22 protein-coding genes and 1 pseudogene are annotated in these 26,344 nt (G+C 60.1%); 13 read left to right on the top strand and 10 right to left on the bottom strand.

Going from position 1 to position 26,344, the window contains the following annotated elements:
* Position 1 precedes the first annotated feature (1 nt).
* The 4 genes from H3L94_RS10570 to mltA form a co-directional block, all read right to left on the bottom strand.
* Entirely contained in the window at positions 2-538 is a 537-nt protein-coding gene (locus H3L94_RS10570; protein WP_182121964.1) for a GTP-binding protein, read from the bottom strand.
* A 12-nt stretch (positions 539-550) separates the two neighbouring features.
* The gene (locus H3L94_RS10575; protein ID WP_182121965.1) at positions 551-1,636 is read right to left on the bottom strand and encodes a hypothetical protein; all 1,086 of its coding nucleotides are present in this window, start codon (positions 1,634-1,636) and stop codon (positions 551-553) included.
* Positions 1,637-1,639: 3 nt separating this feature from the next.
* Entirely contained in the window at positions 1,640-3,136 is a 1,497-nt protein-coding gene (locus H3L94_RS10580) for a hypothetical protein (RefSeq protein WP_244958755.1), read from the bottom strand.
* A gap of 269 nt (positions 3,137-3,405) precedes the next feature.
* On the bottom strand, positions 3,406-4,716 hold the full coding sequence (gene mltA, locus H3L94_RS10585; protein WP_182121966.1) for a murein transglycosylase A: 1,311 nt from the start codon (positions 4,714-4,716) through the stop codon (positions 3,406-3,408).
* Between the two features lie 508 nt (positions 4,717-5,224).
* On the opposite strand from mltA, the gene mutS reads away from it, so the two are divergent.
* The 5 genes from mutS (at position 5,225) to H3L94_RS10610 (ending at position 12,424) form a co-directional block, all read left to right on the top strand.
* On the top strand, positions 5,225-7,819 hold the full coding sequence (gene mutS / locus H3L94_RS10590; protein WP_182121967.1) for a DNA mismatch repair protein MutS: 2,595 nt from the start codon (positions 5,225-5,227) through the stop codon (positions 7,817-7,819).
* A 75-nt stretch (positions 7,820-7,894) separates the two neighbouring features.
* Positions 7,895-8,797 (top strand): patatin-like phospholipase family protein, encoded by a 903-nt coding sequence (locus tag H3L94_RS10595; RefSeq protein WP_182121968.1) that lies wholly within the window; start codon positions 7,895-7,897, stop codon positions 8,795-8,797.
* Positions 8,798-8,965: 168 nt separating this feature from the next.
* A complete protein-coding gene (locus H3L94_RS10600; protein WP_182121969.1) occupies positions 8,966-9,931 on the top strand; it encodes a hypothetical protein in 966 nt (321 codons plus the stop codon).
* 179 nt (positions 9,932-10,110) lie between these two features.
* On the top strand, positions 10,111-11,832 hold the full coding sequence (locus tag H3L94_RS10605) for a sensor histidine kinase (RefSeq protein ID WP_182121970.1): 1,722 nt from the start codon (positions 10,111-10,113) through the stop codon (positions 11,830-11,832).
* A complete protein-coding gene (locus H3L94_RS10610) occupies positions 11,825-12,424 on the top strand; it encodes a response regulator (protein WP_009119087.1) in 600 nt (199 codons plus the stop codon). Before H3L94_RS10605 ends, H3L94_RS10610 begins: the two co-directional genes overlap by 8 nt.
* A gap of 417 nt (positions 12,425-12,841) precedes the next feature.
* On the opposite strand, the gene xth is transcribed toward H3L94_RS10610, so the two are convergent.
* From xth to fdx, 3 genes are all read right to left on the bottom strand, one after another.
* Complete coding sequence (xth, locus tag H3L94_RS10615; protein WP_040660268.1) at positions 12,842-13,609, bottom strand: exodeoxyribonuclease III; 768 nt, start codon at positions 13,607-13,609, stop codon at positions 12,842-12,844.
* 81 nt (positions 13,610-13,690) lie between these two features.
* Positions 13,691-13,885 (bottom strand): Fe-S cluster assembly protein IscX, encoded by a 195-nt coding sequence (iscX, locus tag H3L94_RS10620; RefSeq protein ID WP_182121971.1) that lies wholly within the window; start codon positions 13,883-13,885, stop codon positions 13,691-13,693.
* 68 nt (positions 13,886-13,953) lie between these two features.
* Complete coding sequence (gene fdx, locus H3L94_RS10625; RefSeq protein WP_182123166.1) at positions 13,954-14,295, bottom strand: ISC system 2Fe-2S type ferredoxin; 342 nt, start codon at positions 14,293-14,295, stop codon at positions 13,954-13,956.
* 180 nt (positions 14,296-14,475) lie between these two features.
* On the opposite strand from fdx, the pseudogene H3L94_RS12700 reads away from it, so the two are divergent.
* Positions 14,476-14,657 (top strand): annotated as a pseudogene (locus tag H3L94_RS12700) (ATP-dependent exonuclease); the annotation flags it as partial.
* On the opposite strand, the gene putA reads toward H3L94_RS12700, so the two are convergent.
* Positions 14,658-18,263 carry a bifunctional proline dehydrogenase/L-glutamate gamma-semialdehyde dehydrogenase PutA gene (gene putA / locus H3L94_RS10630; protein WP_182121972.1) on the bottom strand — a complete coding sequence of 1,202 codons (3,606 nt, stop codon included), beginning with the start codon at positions 18,261-18,263 and terminating at the stop codon, positions 14,658-14,660.
* A gap of 428 nt (positions 18,264-18,691) precedes the next feature.
* Positions 18,692-20,209, bottom strand: coding sequence for a sodium/proline symporter PutP (gene putP / locus H3L94_RS10635; RefSeq protein WP_182121973.1), 1,518 nt, complete (start codon positions 20,207-20,209; stop codon positions 18,692-18,694).
* A gap of 229 nt (positions 20,210-20,438) precedes the next feature.
* Here putP and H3L94_RS10640 point away from each other — a divergent pair, with 229 nt between their 5' ends.
* From H3L94_RS10640 to hpf, 6 genes are all read left to right on the top strand, one after another.
* Positions 20,439-20,975: a KdsC family phosphatase gene (locus H3L94_RS10640; RefSeq protein ID WP_182121974.1), complete on the top strand. Its 537-nt coding sequence runs from the start codon at positions 20,439-20,441 to the stop codon at positions 20,973-20,975.
* Entirely contained in the window at positions 20,972-21,556 is a 585-nt protein-coding gene (gene lptC / locus H3L94_RS10645) for an LPS export ABC transporter periplasmic protein LptC (protein ID WP_182121975.1), read from the top strand. Before H3L94_RS10640 ends, lptC begins: the two co-directional genes overlap by 4 nt.
* Positions 21,531-22,043, top strand: a complete 513-nt coding sequence (gene lptA / locus H3L94_RS10650) for a lipopolysaccharide transport periplasmic protein LptA (protein WP_182121976.1) — start codon at positions 21,531-21,533, stop codon at positions 22,041-22,043. The genes lptC and lptA overlap by 26 nt, the downstream gene beginning before the upstream one ends.
* A 94-nt stretch (positions 22,044-22,137) precedes the next feature.
* Entirely contained in the window at positions 22,138-22,881 is a 744-nt protein-coding gene (gene lptB / locus H3L94_RS10655; protein ID WP_182121977.1) for an LPS export ABC transporter ATP-binding protein, read from the top strand.
* Positions 22,882-22,898: 17 nt separating this feature from the next.
* Positions 22,899-24,272 (top strand): RNA polymerase factor sigma-54, encoded by a 1,374-nt coding sequence (rpoN, locus tag H3L94_RS10660; protein WP_182121978.1) that lies wholly within the window; start codon positions 22,899-22,901, stop codon positions 24,270-24,272.
* A 52-nt stretch (positions 24,273-24,324) separates the two neighbouring features.
* A complete protein-coding gene (gene hpf, locus H3L94_RS10665; RefSeq protein WP_009119074.1) occupies positions 24,325-24,648 on the top strand; it encodes a ribosome hibernation-promoting factor, HPF/YfiA family in 324 nt (107 codons plus the stop codon).
* 117 nt (positions 24,649-24,765) lie between these two features.
* Here the strand turns inward: hpf and H3L94_RS12710 are convergent, their stop codons facing one another.
* A complete protein-coding gene (locus H3L94_RS12710) occupies positions 24,766-24,978 on the bottom strand; it encodes an ATP-dependent exonuclease (RefSeq protein WP_425325920.1) in 213 nt (70 codons plus the stop codon).
* Between the two features lie 44 nt (positions 24,979-25,022).
* On the opposite strand from H3L94_RS12710, the gene murA reads away from it, so the two are divergent.
* Entirely contained in the window at positions 25,023-26,276 is a 1,254-nt protein-coding gene (gene murA, locus H3L94_RS10670; RefSeq protein WP_182121979.1) for a UDP-N-acetylglucosamine 1-carboxyvinyltransferase, read from the top strand.
* Positions 26,277-26,344: the final 68 nt, after the last annotated feature.

Genomic DNA, 26,344 nt, shown 5'->3' on the forward strand with positions numbered 1-26,344 from the left:
CTCACACCTCTAAACCGGGATCGATTGAATACAGCATGGCGGTAACCAGCTGTTTGACATCGTTTTCATTACGGGCATCCACTTCAAATACCGGTACGTTCATATTGTGCTGGGCCAAATATTTTTGATACACCTCTACTTCGGGCGAGGCTTTCAAATCCATCTTGGTCACGCCCACCACAACCGGGGCGGTTTTCAACAGATCCTGAAAAGAATCGAGGAAGAATTTGAGGTCTTTTAAGGGATTGGCACGGGTATTGTCCAGGAGCAGCACCAAACCCATGCTGCCTTGGCTGAGAATGTCCCACATAAAATCGAAACGCTCTTGGCCCGGCGTGCCGTAGAGGTGCACCTTGGTATTTTCGTCCAAATGAATCACGCCGTAATCCATGGCCACCGTGGTATGGCTTTTCATGGAAGTGGTCATGTCTGAGGCACGCGCATCGGTTTTGATGGGCGGGTCGTCGGACAGGGCGGCAATTGCCGTTGTTTTGCCTACCCCTACGGGGCCTGTAAAGATAATCTTGTTTTCTGCCATTGTGTTATTCCCTTATCGGCCAATAATCTTATTCATTAATCGTTGCAGCAAGCCGCGCTGTTTCGGCACTTCTGCCGGTTTGGCCTCTGTCTGTGTCTGCGGGGAGTCTGCAGCGGGTGCTGCGGAACGGGAAGCAGTGCCGGCTGCATGGGTATGCGCCGCCGCGGAATCCGTATCCACCATCAGGTAACCCGTTACATAGGTTGCGGCCAAGTAATCGGCCAAATCTTTGCTGTCTATCGACATCAAACGGTGCAACATGGTCAAGCTGGATGATGTTTTGGTTAGGAAAGCAGACAAGCGCATCGATTCGGCCAGAGGTGCCAAACGGGTGAGATTCGGCCAGCTCTTCATTTTGAAAACCGTATGGGCATCAATGCCGCTTGGGAAGCGTCCGTTGCCGGTCCAAACCGCCAGCTGCCACAAACAAGATTGCACCGATAGTTTGGCTTTGTTTTTCAGATGCTCCTCGGCCACCGGCCGCATAGTCAAATCCACAAACTTTTGTTCGCACAAAGCTTTTAACGCTGCTGAATCGGCTGCCAACAGCACCTTCTGTATCGAAGGAAATACCAGCAATACAGGTTTGCCGCCATGAAGCACCGCAACGTCATTCTCTTGGCGTGCAGCCTTCCTAACCATCCCCAACAAACCGTCAGCAGGATTGAAATGCTCAATCCGCTGGGTGGTTTCGGCTTTCGGTGCCGGTACGGCGGCAGGCTCTTCCACCGCCTGAGCGCCGGCACGGGCAATCCAAATACCGTTACCTTGCTGCAAGTTTTTCAAATTCAAAAACAAGGTATCAAATTTAATCGGTTTGGCCAGATAAGGGGCGGTGGTATTCGGCGGCGTGGCCGAAAAATAAACCACCTTAGCTTGGGCAAACCGCTCCTTTGCCGCGACCCACGTCTCTGGCGCATGGTCTGCATCTACCAATACCAGCTGCGGCGGGATACCCTGCTCTTCAGTTACCAATTCATAATTGGTGGTACCGTGCATTTTGAACGCCATGCGGAACATGGCATATTGACGGTCATCCATGCCCAACAACATGATATGAACCGTTTTGACTTTGGGGATTGTATTATTGTTATCCATGGATTACGCCCGAACAGAACCATAATTGATTTTTTGCAACAGTTGGCTCATGGCCAGCACCACTTCTTCCGGCGGGTTTTGGACATTGGCACGGATTTTATGCAATACCTGCTCCAAACGCTCCCACTCCTCTGCCCGCTCACAAATATCGAACAGGGTAATATACAGTTGCGATTCATCAGGATATTGGATGATGGAATCTTCCAATACCGTCATCGCCTCGTCCAACTGACCGTACATCAGCAAAGATTCGACATCCTTCAATGCTTTTTCAGCCGGAGATTGAAGCACCCCCACCGAATCGGTTCTGATTTGAATCAATGCCTTGCGATGCGCTTTATTGATACTGGTACCACGCTCCAAAAAACCGTGTTCAATACCGATATCGCGCAGCTGGGCCTCATTTGGATTGGCTTCTAATTGGGAAAAGATCTCGTGATCCCCCAAATTCAAACCCCAGCCCAACATACGCTCCTTCACCTGGCGGCCATATTGACCTAAGGTGTAGTACAGGCGCCACAAATGTTGAGCAAAATGTTCAATATTGCGGTTTTTATAATCCAGACTCAGCGCATCAATAATCAATGCAGCCGGCTTGTCTGCCTGGCGGATGGCTTTGTTGGCATAGCCGACCGCTGCATCATAAGCCAAACGGTCTTTCATCAAGCGATAACCCAATTCAGGCTTCATAAAGCCCATCAATGCAGTTTTCTCTTCATCGCGCACCAATAAATGATTGGGCTGCTCGGGATTGGTTACCAAATCCTTACGCGGGCGGACAACCGCAGCGGCTGGCTCTGCCCGCACCTCCGCTTCTTTACGCCGAATAAAACGACTGCTTTTGCTCTGATTGGCATCCAAGCCGCTCTTTTCGCCAATCTGTGCAGCAGTCTGCTGTACACCCCAGCCCAGCTTTTCTTCCGCCAGCACACGCAAATTCAGGTTGTTTTTATCAATAGCCAAACCTTGCTTGATGTAGTCTTCCAATTGGGTTTTGGTCAACATCTCCGAAAATTCACTCAAGGTTTCACCCAAGCTATCGGGTTTCTTCGCATCCAGCCACAGCTGTACCAATTCATTCACCAAGGTACTGCGCACGCCGTCTGTGATACCGTCCACTTCAGAATGCAGATAATGGATCAGTGATTCAGCTGCTTTCTCATGGTAGCCAAACTGTTTGTACACTTTATATTCAGTTAGTGCATCCACCTCTTGGGCAACCGCCAACACTTCGCCCTCCAACACTTCGTTTGACGAAGTATCCCAGCCCCAGTCTTCTTGAACGGGGATTTCTTCCTCTTTTTCAAAAGAAACTGGAGAAGGCGCAGGCGCTCGCTTGGCAGGAGAAGCGGCTGCCCCGGCCATCTTCACGCCCGGTCGGTGGCTTTTTTTACTCTGAATGTCCTGCTTGCCGGCAGCGGCTTGCTTTTGGCGCCGCTGCATCACAATCAGCACCCCCAAGACCACCAGCAGCACGGGAACAAGAATCATGGGCTCCATCTAGCCCTCCTTCCTGAATCTTGATTGAATCGAATTGCGCATTTTACTCTCTACCGCACTTTATTCAAAAATAAGTTAAAGCCAAACAGCAGGCAAACTATACTGATTTACTTGTTTGAAATCAAACCGCCGTCTTGCTCATCGTCTGATCGCAGCCAAACCGCAAACCAGATCACCTCTCAAGATGGACAATTTATTTAAGCATTTCCAATAAAAAATTAGATAGATCAATCGTCGACATCGACACCAGCTGACTCATTCAATCCAACTCACCCCGCACTGGGCAGGGTGCCGTTGGGCAGCAGCTGCCACACATAGCCGGTCTGCTTCATCTTACCGGCCACCCGGCCCGCCTCGTCGCCGTAACCCCAGAAAAAATCCACCCGCACCGCGCCGTTGATCGCACTGCCGGTATCCTGAGCCATAATCAAGCGGTTGAGTGCATGACCGGTTTCCGGATGGGCGGTGGCCAAAAAGATCGGTGCACCCAAGGTAATAAAGCGGCGGTCCACCGCGCCGGAATAACCGCCAGTGAGCGGCACACCCAAAGAGCCGATCGGCCCATCGTTGCCAGCCGGCAACTCGCGGAAAAACACATAACTCGGGTTTTGCCCCAACACTTCGGCCAAACGGTCCGGGTGGCTGCGCAACCATGCCTGAATGCCCTGCATACTGGTTTGTGCCAACGGCAAATAACCGCGGTCGGCCATATAGCGCCCGATCGACACATAGGGGTAATCGTTTTTGTCGGCAAAGCCGAGACGGATATAACGGCCGTCCGGCGTGCGGATCCGGCCCGAACCCTGAACATGCAGGAAGAACAACTCCACCGGATCTTCGGCATACGCCAATACAGGCGCCCGGCCGTTCAGTGCCCCGCCGTTGATTTGGGCGCGGGTAAAGTAAGGCACAAAGCGGCTGCCTTCCACCCGGCCTTTCAAGACACGGCTGCGCTCCTGCAAAGGAAACTCGGCCAAATTGGCCGTGTACTCGCCGTCGGGCGCGATTCGGCCGCTGTTGCCGCCCGTCAATCTGATCCGCACCACACCTTGGCGCTGTCCGTTAAGCGGCACACTGACCAAGTCCGCAGGTTGGCCGTAAATCGGAAATCTCGCCTGCGCAGTAGCCGCTGCACTGCCCTTCAGCACCGGCTCGTAATATCCGGTAATCATGCCGCCGAGCTGACCGTTGTGACTCACTTCCCACGGCGTGAAATACCGCTCGAAAAAGCTTTTCGCCGCCGCCGACTGGTTGGGCACGACGGCCGCCTGTCGGCAGACGGCCTGCCATTGCGGCTGGCTTTGCAAACGCTCGCAGCTCTTGCGGAACGCCTGCAAACTGGCGGCAAAATCCTGTTGCGTCCATTGGGGCAATGCGCCGAACGCCACTGCCTTATAAGCCGCCGGGCTACCTGAAACCCGATGCACATACCCCGGCGCATAAGCTTGGCCCGCCGGCACATCGACCACGGGCGGCAAGGAAGCGCCGGGCGGAACATATTGCGACGGACAGGCCGCCAGCAAACACACCAGCGGCAAAACTGCTGCCGATTGACGGGAAAAAAGAAATTTCGCTGCCATTCTTCCGATTACACTTTAAAAAATTTTTATATTTTTGAAATATTGAACAATATACTGCACAAGGCCGCCGCATCCACCCAGCAAGCCGCCGCGCGCCGCGACACTTTCTGCCGCCCGGCAGACACGCAAACGCTGAATTTAACCACCCGATCCATCTGGCCGCAAACCCTTTTACACTACACAAACACCTGCTTTCATCTGCTCTGCCCGCCTATTTTGCCTAGCCATTCACCGTTTTTCGCCAAACGCCTTCCCGCAAGCCGGCCGCAGATGCCAGCGCCTTGCCGTCGGAATGTCAGACGCAGAAGCCGTTCAAAACGCAGCCGCACAGCGAGCACACATGACAAAGAATCCCTGCGAGAGAAACACATCAAGCAGATAAGCACACAAAGGGCGCCACACCACACAGGCAGGCGCCGCAAATGGGATTTGCCAAGGCATCAGGCTACCTGAAAGCCGCACCAGCCGCTAGAATAACGCCCTGTTTTCTTTTTTCAGGTAGCCTCGCATGAGCAGCAAACCCACCGTCTCGCCCATGATGCAACAGTATCTCAGCATCAAAGCCGGCCACGCCGACAAACTGCTGTTCTACCGCATGGGCGACTTCTACGAGCTGTTTTTCGACGACGCCGTGGAAGCCGCCAAGCTGCTCGACATCACCCTCACCACCCGCGGCCAGCTGGACGGCGAACCAATCAAAATGGCCGGCGTGCCGCACCACTCCGCCGAGCAATACCTCGCCCGCCTGGTGAAGCTGGGCAAAAGCGTAGCCATTTGCGAGCAAGTGGGTGAAGTGGGGGCCGGCAAAGGCCCGGTGGCGCGCGAAGTGGTGCGCATCGTCACCCCCGGCACCCTCACCGACTCCGCCCTCTTGGAAGACAAAGAAACCAACCGCATCCTCGCCCTCTGCCGCCACAAAACGCACAAACAACAACTCGGCCTCGCCTGGGCCTCGCTGCAAAGCGGCGAATTCAAAACCAAAATCATCCGCCCCGGCCAACTGGCCGACGAACTGGCGCGCCTGCAGCCCGCCGAAATCCTGATCAGCGATGAAACCGCCGCCCACCTGCCCGAACTGCCCGCCGCCCTGCAAAGCACCCGCCTGCACGACTGGCAGTTTGCCGCCGACAGCGGCTTCAGCCTGCTCACCCGCTATTTCGGCAGCCAAGACCTGCTCGGCTTCGGCCTCGACCCCGCCGAACACGCCCCCGCCGTCGGCGCCGCCGGCGCCCTGCTCAACTACATCCAGCTCACCCAATCGCAACTGCCGCGCCATCTCGACAGCCTGTCGCTCGAAACCGAACAAGAATACATCGGCATGGACGCCGCCACCCGGCGCAACCTCGAAATCACCGCTACCCTGGGCGGCAAAAAAGCGCCCACCCTGTTTTCCGTGCTCGACCGCTGCGCCACCCACATGGGCAGCCGCCTGCTCGCCCAATGGCTGCACCACCCCCTGCGCAACCGCGCCCACATCCGTGCCCGCCAAACCGCCGTTGCCGCCCTCAATGGCGAATACGCCGCCATCCAAGGCTACCTGAAAACCCTGTCCGACATCGAACGCATTGCCGCCCGCATTGCCGTCAGCTCCGCCCGCCCGCGCGACTTAAGCGGCCTGCGCGACAGCCTATTTGCCCTGGCCGGCCTCCACCTGCCCGACAACCCCCTGCTGCACACCCTAGAGGCTGTCTTTCCGCCCGGCCGCGCCATTGCCGAACGCCTGCAGGCCGCCATCCTGCCCGAACCGGCCGTCTGGCTGCGCGACGGCGGCGTGATCAACCACGGCTTTTGCGCCGAATTGGACGAGTTACGCCACATTCAAAACCACGGCAACGAATTCCTGCTGGATTTGGAACAGCGCGAACGCGAACGCACCGGCCTCTCCACCCTCAAAGTGGAATTCAACCGCGTACACGGTTTTTACATCGAGCTCTCCAAAACCCAAGCCGAACAGGCGCCGACCGACTACCAGCGCCGCCAAACCCTGAAAAACGTCGAACGCTTCATCACGCCCGAACTGAAAGCCTTTGAAGACAAAGTCCTCACCGCCCAAGAGCAGGCGCTGGCGTGGGAAAAACGCCTTTACGACGGCCTGATTCAGGAATTGCAGGCCCAGCTGCCCCTGCTCCAGCAAAGCGCCAAAGCCGCGGCCACGCTCGACGTGCTGTGTTGTTTTGCCCAACACGCCGACGAATACGGCTACACCGTGCCCGAATTTGTCGATTACCCCTGCATCGAAATCGACGCCGGCCGCCATCCTGTTGTCGAGCGGCAGGTACAGCGTTTCACCCCCAACCACACCCGCCTCGACAACAAACACCGCCTGATGCTGCTCACCGGCCCGAACATGGGCGGCAAATCCACCTATATGCGGCAGGTGGCCCTGATTGTGCTGCTGGCGCACACCGGCAGCTTCGTGCCCGCCGAACGCGCCTGCATCGGCCCCATCGACCGCATCTTCACCCGCATCGGCGCCTCCGACGATTTGGCCGGCAACCGCTCCACCTTCATGGTGGAAATGTCGGAAACCGCCTACATCCTGCACCACGCCACCGAGCAATCTCTGGTGCTGATGGACGAAGTCGGCCGCGGCACCTCCACCTTCGACGGCCTCGCGCTGGCACAGGCGATTGCCGAACACCTGATTCAGAAAAACCGCTCCTTCAGCCTGTTTGCCACCCATTATTTCGAGCTTACCGGGCTACCTGAACACCACGCCACCGCCCTCAATATGCATCTTTCCGCGCTGGAGCAGGGTCAGGACATTGTTTTTCTGCACCACATCGAGCCCGGCCCCGCCAGCAAAAGCTACGGCATCGCCGTGGCCAAACTGGCCGGCCTGCCGCCGCGCGCACTCAAAGCCGCACAAAAACACCTCGAACACCACGAGGCCGAAGCCGCCGCCCGCCGCCCGCAGCTGGATATTTTCCACAACTGGCCGGACAACATTGAACAAAACGACAGTCTGCTGACCGCAACCCCGGACACCCCGCCCGACACCGCCCCGCATCCCCTGCTGGCCGAGCTGGCCGCCGTCGAACCCGACCACCTGAGCCCGAAACAGGCGCTGGACTGCCTGTACCGTTTAAAAAGCCTGCTATAAATGCCGAGAACCCAACACATGATCGGCTTTCAGGTAGCCTGAAACCATTGCCCCTCCCGCCGAAAGGAAACCGCCATGCCCGCCACCCGACGCTTCTTCCTCACGCTTGCCGCCGCCCTCAGCCTGTCTGCCTGCGGCACCCTCGGTTTCGGCTCCGCCAAACCCGCCCCGCCCAAGCCGGTGCACACCGCCAAACCGCAAGCCGTCATCGGCCTGGCCCTGGGCGGCGGCGCTTCCAAAGGCTTTGCCCACATCGGCGTGATCAAAGTGCTGCAGGAAAACCGCATTCCGGTCAAAGTGGTTACCGGCACCAGCGCCGGCGCGGTGGTCGGCAGCCTCTACGCCTCGGGCATGAATGCCGAACGCTTGGCGCAGGAAGCCGATGCCATGCAGAAAACCGATTTGGTGGACCTCACCCTCTCCACCAGCGGTTTCATCCGCGGTGAAAAACTGCAAAACTTCATCAACCGCAAAGTCGGCAACCGGCCGATGGAAAACTTCCCGCTGCGCTTCGGCGCAGTGGCCACCGAGTTCGACAGCGGCCGCAGCGTGGTGTTCAGCCGCGGCAACGCCGGCCAGGCCGTGCGCGCCTCGGCCAGCATTCCCAATGTGTTCCAACCGGCCCTCATCGGCGGCAAACGCTATGTGGACGGCGGCCTCACCGCCCCCGTGCCGGTGGGCGCCGCCCGCGGCTTGGGCGCCAATGTGGTGATTGCGGTGGACATTTCGGCCAAACCCGCCCGCCTCACCGAAAGCGGCTTTTTCTCCTATCTCGACCAAAGCCTGAACATCATGAACACCGCCGCCCTCAATAACGAGCTGGCCGGCGCCGACGTGGTGATCAAACCGCAGGTACAACGGCTGGGCGCGGTCGGCGGCTTTGACGAACGCGCCCAAGCCATCAAACTGGGTGAAGATGCCGCCCGCGCCGCCCTGCCGAAAATCCGCGCCGTGCTCTCGCGCTACCGCCTGCAATAAACCCCGCCCCCGCAACAGGCTACCTGAAAGCCCGATCCCGCTTTTCAGGTAGCCGGAACCCCTCTCCCCTTTACCGTATCCATTAACCGCTCAAACATTGCTCGGGCTACCTGAAACCGCCCCATCGGTTTGCCCCACCCGAGCGTTTGCCCACCTGCCCTGCCCGCCATGTTTACCCTCAACCTGCCCGGCCTGCATTGGCCCCACCCCGACACCCTGCCGCCGCTCAAGCTGCCCCATCTCGATAAACTGCTGCGCTTCGGCCGTTTCCAAGCCGCGCCCGCCGCGCCCGCCGATTTCTGTTTCCGCCAGCTCAACGTCCACCTCTCCCAACTGAGCCCGCAGCCCTATGCCTTCGCCAGCCCGGTTTGGCAGCAGGCCGGCATGCACAGCGTGCAGATACTCGACAACCGCGTGCTGGCCGTCAGCGCAGCAGAAGCCCGCACCCTGTGCGACGGCCTGAACAGCCTGTATGCCGAAGACGGCTGGCGCTTCGAGCCGCTGCGCCCCGATTTGTGGCTGCTGCATCTGCCCGCAGCCGCCGGTTGGCAAGCCCCCTGCGTGTTGGACATCGTCGGCCAGGCCGACGGCACCCAACGCGCTATCGGCCCCGCACAAACCCAATGGCTGCAGCGGCAAACCGAAATCCAAATGTGGCTGCACGGCCAAGCCGTCAACCAACAGCGCCAGGCCGAGGGCCTGCCGCCGATCAACGGCCTGTGGCTGTGGGACAGCCTGCCGGCAGACAACGGCCACAGCGCCGCCCGCCTCATCGGCAGCGACAGCCCATGGGCCGCCTTCAGCCGCAGCGAAACCGCGCCCGTACCCGAAAGCTGGGCCGCCTGGCAGGCCGAAACCGCCGCCCGCGGTCTGCCGCCGGCCGACACCGCCCTGTATCTCGACGCGCTCGCCACCGCCGTCCAATGCACCGACGTCCACGCCTATTGCAGCCAGCTCGAAGCCTGGGAGCGCAGCCTGTTCGCCCCGCTGTGGCAAGACCTGCAACACGGCCGCCTGTCTGGGCTCTGCCTGCAAACCGACGGCCCCGCTGGCGGCCGCCTGCTGTTGGCGGCCCGCAGCGGCTGGCGTTTCTGGAAACGGAAAAAAACCTTTGCCGGCAGCCTGGCCGGCTGAAACGGCCTGGAACGCGCCGCCAGCCGGCGGCGAAGCCCGGGCCAATTTACAGATAGAGACCTTTGCAAAGCCCCCAGATGTGGATGCCGTTCAAGGCGTAGCAGCGCACAACGCAGAAATGCGCCGCAGATGGGGAGGTGCAAAGGTCTCAGATGGTCGTCTCGGAAGGAAACCTGGCCATGATGCGTTTGGGCTTGCTGTGTTTGCTGCTGTCGCTATCGGCGGCGGTGTCGGCCAAGACTTGGTATGTGGGTATTTTGGCGCCCCAAGGCACGGAAGCCGCCCGGGCGCAGTGGCAGCCCTGGCTGAACTGGCTGGGCGAGAAACAGCCGGAAGAACAGTTTGTCCTGGTGCCGCTGGCTTTGGCCGACTGGCAGCACGAGCTGGCGGCCGGGCGGGTGGATTTTGCCCTCGGGCCGCAGGCCCAGTTTGTGGTGCTGCCCGACACCGAGGGCTGGCGTTGGCTGGCCACGGCCCGTTTCCCCAACGGGCACACGCCGCGGGCGACCGAGCAGGTAGGCAGCGCGATTTGGGTGCGCCAAGAAGCCCTTTGGCGAGACGAGCGCGACTTGCGCGGCAAGCGGGTTGCGGCGGTGGACGAACAGGCGTTCGGCGGCTTTATGCTGGCCGAACGCCTGCTGTTGCAGCACGGATTGCACGCGGGTAAAGACTACCTGCCGGTTTTCACCGGTTATCCGATTGAGCAGACGGTGGAAGCGCTGCACCGGGGCGAGGTGGACGCCGCCATTGCCCCTTTATGTTTAATGGAAGAGTGGCGGGCCCGGCAGGGCTTGCCGGCAGAAAGCTTCCGGCCTTTGTCGGTGCAAACCACCGTGAATGGCTGCGTTTCCGCCACACCTGTGTTTCCGCATTGGGTATTGGCGGCGCTGCCTTCGGTGCCCGAAGAACAGGCCACGCGCATGATGGGGCTTTTGTTCGGCCACACCCCGGCCGAGGGCATGCCGGGCTGGTCGCCGCCGGTGTCTTTTGTGGCGGCCGAACAGGTGTTGGCCGAATTGGGCCGCCATCCGCTGCACCCGAGCTGGCAAAACCAAGGCCGCAAATGGCTGCAAGAGAACAAATTGCTCGCCGGTGCCTTGGGGCTGGCCGTGTTGATTTCCCTGATCAATTACGCCTGGATGAGCTGGCTGGCCTACCGGCGGCGGAAAAAACTGCGGCAGGCATACCGCCAGCTGCGCGAGCGCGACCGGCTGCTGGCGCACGCCGACCGCCTCAACATCGCCGGCGAAATGGCCGCCGGCCTGGCGCACGAACTGAACCAGCCGATAGCGGCCATCCGCCATTACGCCGAAGGCGGCCTGCATCTGCTCGACAGCGGCGGCGGCAAAGACGCGGTACGCCGTGCGCTGGCCAACATCATCCAAACCACCGAACGCGGCAGCGGCATCATCCGCAATCTGCGCCAATGGGTGAAAACGCCGGAGCATGTGTATGCCGAAGTGGCGGTGGAAGACATGTTGCGCCGCTGCGCCGACTGGCTGGCCTGCCAAAAAGATCCGCCGCGGCTGTATTGGTGCAACCAAAGCGGACAAACACATATCTATACCGTGGCCAGCATTGTGGAACAGGTGATGATGAACTGCCTGCTCAACAGCCAACAGCAACAGGTGGGCCAAGTGGAAATGACGGTGGAGCGGGCCGCAGACGGCGGCTGGATCATCCGCATAGAAGATGACGGCGGCGGTTTTGACGAAGCGGTGCTGGCCCAGCCCTTTGTGCCCTTCCGCAGCAGCAAACACGACGGCTTGGGCCTGGGGCTGGCCATTTGCGACCGCCTGCTGCGCAGCATCGGCGGCAGCCTGCACCTGAGCAACCGCCGTGGTGCGGTCTGCGGCGCCCGTGCCGAAATCAGGCTACCTGAAAGGAAAAAACATGCTTAATCTGGCCGTTCATGTGGTCGATGACGATGCCGCCGTGCTGGATGCCTGCGGCTTTCTGCTCGAAAGCTTGGGTTACCGGCCGCAATTGTGGGCGGATCCGCGCGAATTTTTGCAACAGGCCGATCTGGAGACGCCCGGCGTGGTGTTGAGCGATTGGAATATGCCGTGGCTGAACGGCCAGCAGCTCCAGCAGGCGCTACAGGCGCAAGACAGCCCGCTGGCCTTGGTGGTGATGACCGGTTTCGGCGACGTACCGCTGGCGGTCGATATGCTGCAACGGGGGGCGGTGGACTTTTTGGAAAAACCGGTGTCGCTGCAACGCCTGCAAGCCGCTTTGGCGGCCGCCCGCAGCCAAAGCGAAACGAATTATGCCCTGTGGCAGAACCGCCGGCGTTTCAAGCAGCTGAGCGCCAAAGAGCAGGCGGTGGCGCGGCTGCTGTTGCAGGGCCACACCAATAAGACCATGGCGGAAACGCTGAATGTATCGGTGCGCACGGTAGAAGTGCACCGTGCCCATTTGATGGAGAAAATGCAGGCCGACAGCATGGCCGCCCTGATTCAGGCCTTGGCGGCTTTGGAAGAAGGGAAATAAAACGGTATTGGACGGTTCAGGTAGCCTAACATATCTTATTTGTAAGCCTGCCTTAACGATTTAATGACAAAACCCCGCAAGTAAAAAAACGCCACCAATACCAAGGGAGGAAGTATTGGTGGCCAACTTGCGGGAAAACGTCTACTTACTGCTCACACATCCCCATTCAGGAATCCATGTAAGCGAGACAAATTATACCTACGCTGGAATCTACTGTCTAGGCTTTCGTCATTTTTTATCGAAAAAAGTTATTCTTAAGCCATAATTTGGCAAAAATTTGACAAAAGTTAATTTAAATAAGAGCGAGTATTTAGTCTAAATATTTATTTATTCAGATTTTTTTAAACAAAATTAACAATTAGGTCAAAGATCAGCCGCCTCCCCATCCAAGGCGGCCGGCGGCGAGATTGGCACCGTTCAGGCAAAAACGGCCCAAACCGGAGCATGGTCGCTGGGGCGCTCGAGAGCGCGGGTGGCAGTGTCCACCTCCAATTGCTGCAAGCGGGCAAGCAGCGCCGGGCTGCACAAAATATGGTCGATGCGCAGGCCGAGCTTGCGGCGGAACATATTCATGCGGTAATCCCACCAAGTAAACATTTGCGCTTCGGGATGCAGGTGGCGCAGGCCATCGCCCAAGCCCAGTTGCAGCAGTTCAGCAAACCATTGCCGCTCGGCGGAAGAACAATGGATTTTTTCATGCCATTTTTCCGGGTCGTACACGTCGCGGTCGGCAGGGGCGATGTTGAAGTCGCCCAGCAGCACCAGCTCGTCGTGTTGCGCCAGTTCTTGCGCCACCAAGCGGTTGAGAGCGGCGAACCATTGCTCTTTGTAGGCAAATTTTTCGCTGCCCACCGCTTCGCCGTTGACGCAATACACATTGATCACGCGCACGCCGTCGATGGTGGCGGCGATGACGCGCCGTTGCGGGTCGTCCGGCAGGTCGGGCAGACCGGTGTGCACGTCGGCCGCTTCGCTGCGGCTGAGAATGGCCACGCCGTTATAGGTTTTCTGCCCGCTCCACACGGCGCGGTAGCCGAGCAACTCGAAAGCGGCAAGGGGGAATTTGTCTTGCTCGAGTTTGAGTTCTTGCAGACAGAGGATGTCGGGCCGGTGTTCGATCAGCCAGTTGCTGACCTGCGGCAGGCGGACGTTGAGGGAATTGACGTTCCAGGTGGCGATTTTCATGGTGTTTGGAGATGAGATTCGGCAGAGCAGGCTACCTGAAAGCGGGGTGGCGTTCAGGTAGCCTGTAATCAGGGGAGAAGGTTATTCGGCTTCGTTAATCCAAGCCTGCTGGATGGCTTCGAGTATGCGTTCGCCGCTGCGGGCGGGATCGTCGTCGAAATCCGGCAAGGCCAGCACCAGCTCGCGCAAGTGGGTGAAGCGGATGGTTTTGGGGTCGGTGTCGGGGTGGGCATCGTAGAGCTCTTCGGCGATGCGTTGGGTGTCGGTCCATTTCATGGCGGGCTACCTGAAAAGCGGTTGGGAAGTGTCGGGCGCAACGGCCCGGGGCGAACGGGTTTGGTTTGTTAATGGTGTTCGCGGGCGTGGTTGATGGTGTATTTGGGGATTTCCACCACCAAATCTTCGTCGCCCACGCAGGCTTGGCAGCTGAGGCGGGAGGTGGCTTCCAAGCCCCAGGCTTGGTCGAGCAGGTCTTCTTCGATTTCGCTGGCTTCGGACAGGCTGTCGAAACCTTGGCGGATAACCACGTGGCAGGTAGTGCAGGCGCAGGATTTTTCGCAGGCATGCTCGATTTCGATGTCGTGTTCGAGCAGCAGATCGCAGAGAGAGCGGCCACTGGGGGCGTCTTCGATGATTTTGCCCTCCGGGCAGAGCTCGGCGTGGGGCAGGACGGTGATTTTGGGCATGGTGTGTGTATGGGTGAAAATGGGATGGGAAAACGGCGGCATTGTACCTGAAATGCTGTTTTTTTTCAGAATGAGGCTGTTGCAGGGCGGCGGCAAAAGGAAGCAGGCTACCTGAAAGCCTGCCGCTGCGGGGCGGCGTGGTGTTCAGGTAGCCTGTTGCGGGATGGCGGGCTGAGACCTTTGCAAAACCCCCATCTGCGGCGCATTTCTGCGTTGTGCGTTTATGCCCTATGGGTACTGCTCGCTCGCTTGCCTATCTATATGATATGTCTGTCCCACGGGGATTCCTGGCGTTCACGCTCGCTGTGCTGCTACGCCTTGAACTGCATCCACATCTGGGGTTTTTGCAAAGGTCTCAGGCTTTACAAATCGTGCATGGCCATCAGGCTGGCGTTACCGCCGGCGGCGGTGGTGTTGATGCTGCAGGCCACTTCGGAGAACAGGCGCAAGACGTCTAAGCCGTCGGCCGCGTTGTGAATGCGGGTGAGCGGGCCGGGATGCTCGGCCAACGCCTGGCGGTATTCCGCCGTCATCGGCTCCAATGCCACCACATGGGTCATGTCGGCGGTTTCGGGGCGGCCGTGCGTGGAGAGCAGGCCGCCGAGACGGTCGGCATAGGCGGCCAAGGGGTGGCCGGACTCCACCACGGTGTGGATGCCGGAAGCGGCCAGGGTGGCGAGGGCGGCAAAGGATTGCGCCAGGTCGCCGCCGTAGAGCCACACCTGCTTGGGCGTGTGCCAGTTCATGCTGTTGTGTTCGCCGGTGGGGCCGAGCAGGGCCAGCTCGGCCTGACGCAGGGTGTGCAGGCGCGCTTGGCCCATTTTGCCGGCCAGCTCCAGTTTTTGTTCCTGGGAGAGCGGCAGGGCGGCCAGCACTTCCTGCAGGCGGGCCAGCGCGGCTTCGTCGGCCTGGCCGATGCGGCTCAGGCGCGGGATGCGCCAGCGTTTCAGCCGGCTTAAGCGTTGCAGGTAGAAGGGGCCGCCGGCTTTGGGGCCGGTGCCGGAGAGGCCGTGGCCGCCGAAGGGTTGCACGCCCACCACGGCGCCGACGATGTTGCGGTTCACATACACATTGCCGGCCTCGATGCGGCTGCGGATATGCGCCACGGTGGCGTCGATGCGGCTGTGGATGCCGTGGGTCAGGGCGTAGCATTTGCTGTTGATTTGCGCGATGAGCTCGTCCAGCTCCCCGGCGCGGTAGCGCACCACGTGCAGCACGGGGCCGAACACTTCCTGGCGCAGCTCCTGCAGATTGTTGAGCTCGAACAGCACGGGGGCGACGAAGGTGCCGTTGGCGGCATCGGCGGCGAGCGGCACTTCGTGGTAGGACTTGGCCAACCCTTTCATGCGGTCGATGTGGCGTTGCAGGTTGTCGCGCGCTTCGGCGTCGATTACCGGGCCGATATCGGTGTGGAGGCGCAGCGGGTTGCCCACGCGCAACTCGTTCATCGCGCCTTTGATCATGGCGAGGAAGTGGTCGGCGATGTCTTCCTGCAGACAAAGGATGCGCAGAGCGGAGCAGCGTTGGCCGGCGCTGTCGAAGGCGGAGTTCAATACATCGGCCACCACTTGTTCGGGCAGGGCGGTGGAATCGACGATCATGGCGTTTTGGCCGCCGGTTTCGGCAATCAGCACCGGGTTGTCGCTGCGTTTGGCCAGCGTTTGGTTGATCAGGCGCGCCACTTCGGTGGAGCCGGTGAAGATGACGCCGCTGATGCGCGGGTCTTGGGTGAGCGCCGCGCCCACATCGCCCGCGCCGAGCACCAGCTGCAGCACGTCGCCGGGCACGCCGGCTTCATGCATCAGGGAAACGGCGTAGTGGGCGATGATGCTGGTTTGCTCCGCGGGTTTGGCCACCACGCTGTTGCCGGCGGCCAAGGAAGCGGCCACTTCACCGACGAAAATTGCCAGCGGGAAGTTCCACGGGCTGATGGCAACCATGGCGCCGAGGCCGGGGGTGTTTTCAGGTAGCGTGAGTTCGGCTTCGCTGGCGTAGTAGCGGCAGAAATCCACCGCTTCGCGCACTTCGGCAATGGCGTTTTGCAGGGTTTTGCCCGCTTCGCGCACGGCCAGCATCATCAACGTGGGGGTGTGCGCTTCCATCAGGTCGGCAAAGCGGCGCAGGCAGGCGGCACGCTCGGCGGCGGGCTTGGCCGACCAGGCCGGCTGGGCGGCCACGGCAATGCTGACCGCTTCCTGCGCCAAGCCGGCGTCGGCAAACGAGGCGCTGCCGACAATATCGCCGTGGTCGGCCGGATTCGGCACATGGTGTGCGGCGGCGGCCGGACGGCTTTGGCCGTTGATTAAAGAGGCTACCTGAAAGCTTCGTCCGGCGGCGGCATTCATTTGCTGTTGCAGGTTTTGCAACACGTTTTCATTGCTCAAATCGATGCCTTGCGAGTTGACGCGCTCGTGGCCGTACAGTTCGCGCGGCATCGGCAGGGCGCGGTGCAGGCGGATGCCTTCTTGCGCCAAGGTATCAAAGGGGCTGCGGATGAGTTCGTCGATGCTGATTTTTTCATCGACGATCTGGTTCACAAACGAGGAGTTGGCACCGTTTTCCAGCAGACGGCGCACCAAATAGGCGAGCAGGGTTTCGTGGGTCCCGACCGGGGCGTAAATGCGTACGCGGCGGCCTAGGTTTTGGCTGCCGACCACTTGGTCGTACAGGGTTTCGCCCATGCCGTGCAGACATTGGAATTCGTAGTCTTTGCCTTCGCCCATTTGGTAAATGGCGGCCAAGGTGTAGGCATTGTGGGTGGCGAATTGCGGGAAAACGGCATCTTGCGCAGCCAGCAGTTTGCGTGCGCAGGCCAGATAGGAAATATCGGTGTGCACTTTGCGGGTGTAAACCGGATAGCCGTCCATGCCGTCCACCTGCGCCCATTTGATTTCGCTGTCCCAGTAGGCGCCTTTTACCAAGCGGATCATCAGCTTCTGCTTACTGCGGCGGGCGAGGTCGATTAAATAATCGATCACAAAGGGGCAGCGTTTCTGGTAGCCCTGCACCACGAAGCCGATGCCGTGGAAACCGGCCAAGTCGGGGTCGGACACCAGCGCTTCCATCAAGTCCAGCGACAGCTCCAGGCGGTTGGCTTCTTCGGCGTCGATGTTGAGGCCGATATTGTATTGCTTGGCCAGCAGGAACAGGCTTTTCAGGCGCGGCAGCAGTTCGCTCATCACGCGCCCGTGCTGGGCGCGTACATAGCGCGGGTGGATGGCGGAAAGTTTCACCGAGATGCCGTTGCCTTCATACACGCCGGCGCCGGCGGCGTCTTTGCCGATGGCGTGGATGGCGTTCAAATAATCTTGGTAATAGCGGTCGGCATCGGCCTGCGTCATGGCCGCTTCGCCGAGCATATCGAAGGAGAAGCGGTAACCCAGTTTTTCGCGTTCTTTGCCGTTGGCCAGCGCTTCTTCAATGGTTTGGCCGGTCACAAACTGTTTGCCCAGCATGCGCATGGCGTAGTCCACGCCTTTGCGGATGAGGGGTTCGCCGCCTTTACCCAACATGCGGGTGAGCGAGGCAGACAGGCTTTGTTCGTTGGTGGGGTTGGTCAGCTTGCCGGTGATCAGCAGGCCCCAGGCAGCGGCGTTGACGAACAGGGACGGGCTGTGGCCCAAATGGCTTTTCCAGTCGCCGTCGGCCAGTTTGTCGTGGATGAGTTTGTTGCGGGTGGCGTTGTCGGGGATGCGCAACAGGGCTTCGGCCAAACACATCAGCGCCACGCCTTCGTCGCTGGAAAGGGAGAATTCGTGCATCAGCGCGTCCACGCCCGAAGATTTGCTGCGGCTGCTGCGCACTTGGGTGACCAAGCGGCGAGCCAGGTCTGCGGCGGCGCTGCGCTCTTCTGCACTCATCTGCGCCTGCCGCAACATATCGTCCACGGCCGCCACTTCGTCGCGGCGGTAGGCTTCGGTAATGGCTTGGCGCAAGGGGGTTTGTTGCGGATGGGCAAACTGGAACATGGGAATCTCCGTGATGTAGAGTGCGGGAAATGGGCTACCTGAAAGCGCTGGGCTGGGTTTCGGGTAGCCTGAGACCTTTGCAAAACCCCATCTGCGGCGCATTTCTGCGTTGTGCGCTGCTCGCTCGCTTGCCTATCTTCATGATATGTCTGTCCCACAGGGATTCCTGGCGTTCACGCTCGCTGCGCTGCTACGCCTTGAACTGCATCCACATCTGGGGGTTTTGCAAAGGTCTCAGCTTGAATTTGAGGCCGCCATTCAGGCGAAAATCAGGTGGATATGATAAACCAAACCGATGTTTGCGGGCTTGATGGAAGGCAAAGTTTTGCCGCCGGCCGCCTGTTTGGCTGACCTGAATGCCAATCAGGCTACCTGAAACCCACCTATTGCGGTTTCAGGTAGCCTGAGCACGTCATCAAACGGCCGGTTTATTTGGCGGCATGGTAGTCGCGGTCGGCTTGTTCAAAGCGTTCCTGAACCTCTTGGCTGGGCGCTTTGCCGAGCAGGGAAACGGCCACCACGGCAATGGCGCAGGCGATGAAGCCGGGCACGATTTCATACATGGTTTGCAGATTGGCCGCTTTCAGGGCGGGGTTCACTTTTTCCGCCCACAGCACCACCACCACGGCACCGGTAATCATGCCGGCCAGTGCGCCGTTGGCGGTCATGCGCTTCCAGAACACCGACAGAATCACCACCGGGCCGAAGGCGGCACCGAAGCCGGCCCAGGCGTAAGACACCAAGCCCAGCACTTTGCTGTCGGGGTCGGCGGCCAGCAGGATGGCGATTACGGCCACGGCCAACACCATGATGCGGCCCACCCACACCAGCTCTTTCTGAGCGGCGTTGGGGCGCAGGAAGCCTTTATAGAAGTCTTCGGTGATGGCGCTGGAACACACCAAAAGCTGGCAGGACAAGGTGGACATCACCGCAGCCAGAATGGCAGACAAAATCACGCCGGCAATCCACGGGTTGAACAACAGGGTGGCCAAGGCGATGAACACGCGCTCGTTGTTGCCCTGCATGGCGGCCGCCTGTTCGGGGTTGGCGCCGAAGTAGGCGATACCGAAATAGCCCACGGCCACCGCACCGGCCAAGCAAAGCACCATCCAAGTCATGCCGATGCGGCGGGCGCTGGTGAGCGATTTCACGTTTTCGGCGGCCATAAAGCGCGCCAGAATGTGCGGCTGGCCGAAATAGCCCAAGCCCCAGGCGGCAGTGGAAATGATGCCGACGAAGGTGGTGCCGGTGAGCAGGCTGCCGTATTCGGTGTTGGCGGCCACAGCGGCGGCTTGGATGGCAGCGCTCATTTCATCCGCACCGCCCAAGCTCAGGTACACCATAATCGGGGTCAGGATGAGGGCGAAAATCATCAGCGTGGCCTGCACGGTGTCGGTCCAGCTCACCGCCAAAAAACCGCCGATGAAGGTATAGGCAATGGTGGCGCCGGCGCCGAGCCACAGCGCCTGCTGGTAAGACATATCGGTAAACAGGCTCTGGAACAGACGGGCGCCCGCCACCACGCCGGAAGCGCAATAGATGGTGAAGAAAAAGAGGATGATGGCGGCGGAGATCACCTTCATCGCCTTGCCCTGTGCGCCGAAACGGTGGAAAAAGTATTCGGGCAGGGTGAGAGCGTTGTTGTTGTATTCGGTGTGCACGCGCAGGCGGCCGGCCACCAAGAGCCAGTTTAAATAAGCGCCCACGGTGAGGCCGATGGCAATCCAGGCTTCGGCCAGGCCGGAAGCGTAAATCGCGCCGGGCAGGCCCATCAGCAGCCAGCCGGACATATCGGAAGCGCCGGCCGACATGGCGGTCACGAAGGGGCCCAAGCTGCGGCCGCCCAAAATGTAGTCGTCAAAATTGCGGGTGGAGAAATAGGCGGCCAAGCCGATGAGCAAAACGGCCACCAGATACACACCGAAGGTGATGTACATGGGATTCATGATGCAATAACCTCGTGGGTTGTTGTTTGAAAAGGCGTGTGGGGGCGCGTCGGGCCGACCGCCGCCAAACTTTGCGTTTATACTTCAGAAACGCGCGCTCGGTCAATTTTTGTAAATATCGCCTACGCTTGGCGTTAAGACGGCGCTTCGCTTTGCCCGAAGTGCCGGTTTTGTGAGGCGTCCGTGGTATGATGGGCTACCTGAAACCCGCCCCAACCCGTGCCTGACGATGAATCCTCTGCCCGACGAACTGCGCCGCCGTGCCGCCGCCATCAAACTGCTGATTATGGACGTGGACGGCGTGTTAACCGACGGCCGCATTTTTATCCGCGACAACGGCGAAGAAATCAAAGCCTTCCACACGCTCGACGGCCACGGCATCAAAATGCTGCAGCAAAGCGGCGTGCAAACCGCCATCATCACCGGCCGCGACGCGCCTTCGGTGGGCGTGCGGGTGCGCGCTTTGGGCATCGGCCACTATTTCAAAGGCATCAGCGACAAACGCGCCGCTTATGAAGAACTGCGTACCGCCGCCGGCGTGGCCGAGCACGAATGCGCCTATATCGGCGACGATGTGGTGGATTTGCCGGTGATGGTGCGGTGCGGGCTGCCGGTGGCGGTGCCGGAGGCGCACGATTTCGTCAAACACTATGCCGTTTACACCACCGCCCGCCCGGCCGGCGCCGGCGCGGTGCGCGAACTGTGCGACCTGATCATGGACGCACAAGGCTACCTGAAACCCGCTTTGGAACGTTACACACAATGATCAAGAAACTGGCCGGCTGGTGGTTTCCGCTGATACTGGCGCTGGCTTTGGGCGGCGTCAGCTTCTGGCTCGACCGCGTGAGCCAGCTGGAAACCGAAGAAGCCTCGCTCAGCCCGCACGAGCCGCAATATGAAATTTTCGGCATTCAAGCCAGGCGTTTCGGCGCCGACGGCGCGGTCGCCGAGCAGCTGACCGCCGAACGCGCCTGGCAGTTTCCGGCCCGTTCCGACGCCTATCTGGCCAAACCCGATATCGTGTTCGCCCCCCACAGCGGCGAGCAGTACCGCGTTCAGGCCGCGCAGGCGCATTATGTGAACGACCACGAAAAAGTGGCCCTCAGCGGCGGCGTGGTGCTGGTGAAGCCCGCAACCGCCGACTCGCCCGCCGGCCGCATGGAAACCGACACCCTAACCATCGACACCGACACCCAAACCGCCCGAACCGAAGACTGGGTGCGCTACCGCTACGGCGCCTCGCACGGCACCGCGCAAGGCATGGTGTACGATCATGCCGCCAGACGCCTCAACCTCTCTTCACGCATAAAGGCCGTGATTTATGATCCGCAAACCGACCATCCTTAAGCCCCGCCTGCTGTGCGCCCTGCTGTTGGCCGCCGTTCTGCCCGCACACGCACTCACCTCCGACCGCAACCAGCCCATCCAAATCGAGGCCGACCAAGGCTCGTTGGATCAAGGCAACCAAAGCACCGAATTTTCCGGCAACGTGGTCATCAAACAAGGCACCATGTATATCCACGCCGGCAAAGTCCGCGTGGTGCGCGCCGCCAGCGGCACCCAAACCATCACCGCCACCGGCAGCCCGGTACAGTTCGGCCAGCAGCTCGACCGCCAAGGCCACGTGAAGGGGCAGGCCAACCGGGTGGAATACCAGTCGGCCACCGGCATCGTGAAACTCAGCGGCAACGCCCGCCTGGAGCGCGGCGGCGACAATGCGCGCGGCGAAACCATCACCTACAACACCCGCACCGAGGTGTACACCGTGATGGGCGGCAGCAAAAACAACGCCAACCGCGGCCGCGTCAGCATCACCATCCAGCCTCAAAACTGATGCCGCAGCAGGCTACCTGAAAACACGCCAACCGGCGGCAACAGGCTTTCAGGTAGCCCGACAAGACCAAAATCAAAATAACGGGAAACCAATCATGAATGCGCCGACAACACCCGGCAGCCGCCTGAGCGTGCGGCAGCTGCAGAAAAGCTTCAAACAACGCCAAGTGGTGAAAGACTTTTCGCTCGACATCCGCAACGGCGAAGTGGTCGGCCTGCTCGGCCCCAACGGCGCGGGCAAAACCACCAGCTTCTACATGATTGTCGGCCTCGTGGCCGCCGATGCCGGCGAAATCGGGCTGGACGGCCACCAGCTCCAACACATGACGGTTTACCAGCGCGCCCGTCTCGGGCTGGGCTATCTGCCGCAGGAAGCCTCCATCTTCCGCAAAATGACGGTGGAGGAAAACATCCGCGCCATTCTCGAGCTGCACGAAAGCGACCCTGCCCGCATCGAAGACACCCTCAACGGCCTCTTGGCCGACCTTAACATCGGCCACCTGCGCCGCAGCCCCGCGCCCGCTTTGTCGGGCGGCGAACGCCGCCGGGTAGAGATCGCCCGCGTGCTGGCCATGAACCCGCGCTTCATCCTGCTCGACGAACCCTTTGCCGGCATCGATCCGATTGCCGTGATCGACATCCAAAACATCATCGGCTTTCTCAAGCAGCGCGGCATCGGCGTGCTGATCACCGACCACAACGTGCGCGAAACCCTGCGCATCTGTGACCGCGCCTACATCATCAGCGAAGGCCGCGTGCTGGCCGACGGCCGCCCCGAAGACCTGGTCAACAACGACGAAGTCCGCGCCGTGTATTTGGGCGAAAACTTCGATTATTGAGTTTCAGGTAGCCGGTGATGACAACGCAAGCGGTCAAACTCAAACTACGCCAAACCCAGCTGCTCAACCAAAAGCAGCAGCAGTCTTTGCGTGTGCTGCACATGTCCTCGCAGGAACTGGCCGAAGAAGTGGAATCCTGGCTGGAAGACAACCCCCTGCTGGAGCGCGCCGACACAGGCGACGCCGACAGCGGCCAGCCCGAAATCCACTATTCCGCTGCCGTGCCGATTACCCGCAAAATCAGCAGCGGCGAAGAAAGCGATTTGTGGGCCACCGTGGCCGACGAAGCCGACTTCCGCCGCCTGCTGCACGAGCAGGTGTGCGAACATCCGCTGGATCGCGAAGAAGCCGCACGGGTACACCTGCTGATCGACTACCTTGACGACCAAGGCTACCTGAAAGAAAGCCTCGAAGAGATTGTGGAGCATTCGCCGCTGGAATGGATGCTGGACGAAGCAGACTTAGCCGCCGCCCTGCAACAGCTCCAGCGCTTCGACCCGCCCGGCACCGGCGCACGCGACTTGGCCGAATCCCTGCTCTTACAGCTGGCCCGCCGCGAACCGTGCGAAACCGTGTTCTGCGCCGTCAAACTGGTGCAGGGCTACCTGAACGACGTAGGCAAAATCACCCTCGCCCCGCAGGTGCGCAAACAACACCCCCATTACAGCACCGCCACCATCGAAGCCGCCCAGGCGCTGGTGTCCTCGCTCAACCCTTTCCCCGCCTACGGCTATGCCGCCGCCGGCCACACCGAATACATCGAGCCCGATGTGTGGATCCGCCCCGATGAAGAAACCGGCGAATGGAAAACCGGCGCCTACCGCCAGGCCTGGCCGCAGGTGCGGCTCAACCGCGAATACTGCGAACTGCTCGGCGAATGCGGCGGCAGCGCGCCCGAACTCAAACAAAAACTCGCCGAAGCCAAAACCCTGCTGCTCTCATTGGAGCAGCGCAAAAGCACCGTGCTGCGGCTGGCCGACATCATTCTGGAAAAACAGGCCGACTTTTTCCAATTCGGCGCCATCGGCCTGGTGCCGATGACCATCAAAGACACCGCCCAAGAATTGGGCCTGGCCGAGAGCACCGTATCGCGCGCCGTCAACCAAAAATATCTGGCTTGCCCCCAGGGCGTATTTCCGTTACGCTACTTCTTCAGCCAGGCCGCCGTTTACGCCGACGAAGAAGACGAACAGGGCGTGAGCGCCGGCGCGGTGAAAGCCGTGATGGAAAGCCTGTTTGCCTCGGAAAACAAAGCCAAGCCGCTCTCAGACCAAGCCATCGCCGACCGCCTCGCCCTGCAGGGCATGACGCTGGCCCGCCGTACCGTAGCCAAATACCGCGAAGAGATGAATTTCCCGCCTGCCCACCAGCGCAAACGCAAACAGCCGTAGTTCCCCGGCTTGCGCGCCGCCAGGCAGGCACAACCCCTCGAAGGAGTCTGCTATGAATCTGAAAATCAACGGCATCAACATCGAAGTGACCGACGCGCTGAAAGACTACATCCGCAGCAAACTCGAGCGCATCATGCGGCACAGCGACAATGTGATTTCCGCCACCGTTACCCTCTCGGTGGACAAACTGGTGCAAAAAGCAGAAGTGGATTGGCACATGGCGGGCAAAGACCTGCACATCGATCAAACCGATAAAGACATGTATGCCGCCATCGATTTACTGGCCGACAAGCTTGACCGTGCGGTGCTCAAACACAAAGAGAAAACCCACGACCACCGCGCCGAATCCAGCGGCAAACTGAGCGCCGAATCTTAAGCGCCCTCCCCTTTCACAGGCTGCCGAAGCAGCCTGTTTTGCCGTCTGCTTGGCCGATGTAAAAATTTTCCGCCCGCCCCACAAGGCGGGCAAACCGCTTTATAATCCGCCGTTTTTTCAGCAATGCCCTACAGGCTGAGACCTTTGCAAAAGCCCCAGATGTGGATGCAGTTCAAGGCGTAGCAGCGCAGCGAACGTGAACGCCAGGAATCCCCGTGGGACAGACATATCATGAAGATAGGCAAGTGAGCGAGCAGCGCACAACGCAGAAATGCGCCGCAGATGGGGGTTTTGCAAAGGTCTCAGGCTACCTGAAAACAAACCACCCACACCGCGCCGAATTCCGGCCCAACCCTTAGTTACCGAGACACACCGTGGACAAACTGAAAATCACCGGCAACGGCCCCCTCAACGGCGAAATCACCATTTCCGGCGCCAAAAACGCCGCCCTACCGCTGATGTGCGCCGGCCTGCTGACCGAAGACATCCTCCACTTGAAAAACGTGCCCATGCTGGCCGACGTGAAAACCACCCACAAACTGCTGCAAGGCATGGGCGCACAGGTGGAAAGCGACGGGGTGAGCGCGTTTTCCATCAACGGCGGCACGGTCAACAACACCTGCGCCCCTTACGAGCTGGTGAAAACCATGCGCGCCTCGATTCTGGTGCTCGGCCCCACCCTGGCGCGTTTCGGCCATGCCGAAGTCAGCCTGCCCGGCGGCTGCGCCATCGGCTCGCGCCCGGTTGACCAACACCTGAAAGGACTGGAAGCCATGGGCGCCACCATCACCATCGAGCACGGCTATGTGAAAGCCAGCGGCAAGCTGAAAGGCGCACGCGTGGTGATGGACATGGTCACCGTGGGCGGCACTGAAAACCTGCTGATGGCCGCCACGTTGGCCGAAGGCACCACCATTTTGGAAAACTGCGCCATTGAACCCGAAGTGGTGGATTTGGCCGAGTGCTTGGTGAAGATGGGCGCCAAAATCCACGGCATCGGCACGCCGGTGATAACGGTGGAGGGCGTGGAGAAACTACACGGCTGCACCCACAGCGTGGTGGCCGACCGCATCGAAACCGGCACCTTTCTCTGCGCCGTGGCCATGACCGGCGGCCACGTAGTACTGCGCAACGCCGCACCCAAAACCATGGAAGTGGTGTTGGACAAACTGGTGGAAGCCGGCGCCGTGATTGAAGCAGGCGACGACTGGATCGCCATCGATATGCGCCAACGCCCGAAAGCGGTGGACATCCGCACCGTGCCGCATCCCGGTTTCCCCACCGATATGCAGGCGCAGTTTATGGCCATGAACGCGGTGGCCGAGGGCAGCAGCCGCGTGGTGGAAACCATTTTTGAAAACCGTTTCATGCACGTGCCCGAACTCAACCGCATGGGTGCCCAAATCAGCGCCGAAGGCAATACGGCCATGATCAAAGGCGTGGACAAGCTTTCCGGCGCCACCGTGATGGCCACCGATTTGCGCGCCTCGGCCAGCCTGGTGATTGCCGGCCTGGTGGCCGACGGCGAAACCGTGGTCGAGCGCATTTACCACCTCGACCGCGGCTACGAGCACATCGAAGAGAAGCTGGGCAAAGTCGGTGCCTTAATCGAACGGGTACGCGGCTGAGGCTCCCTAATTGACAAACAGGCTACCTGAAAGGCTTTCAGGTAGCCTGTTTGTTTACCCCTTACTCT

Origin of the sequence: Neisseria shayeganii, assembly GCF_014054965.1 — a bacterium.
Taxonomy (GTDB): domain Bacteria; phylum Pseudomonadota; class Gammaproteobacteria; order Burkholderiales; family Neisseriaceae; genus Eikenella; species Eikenella shayeganii.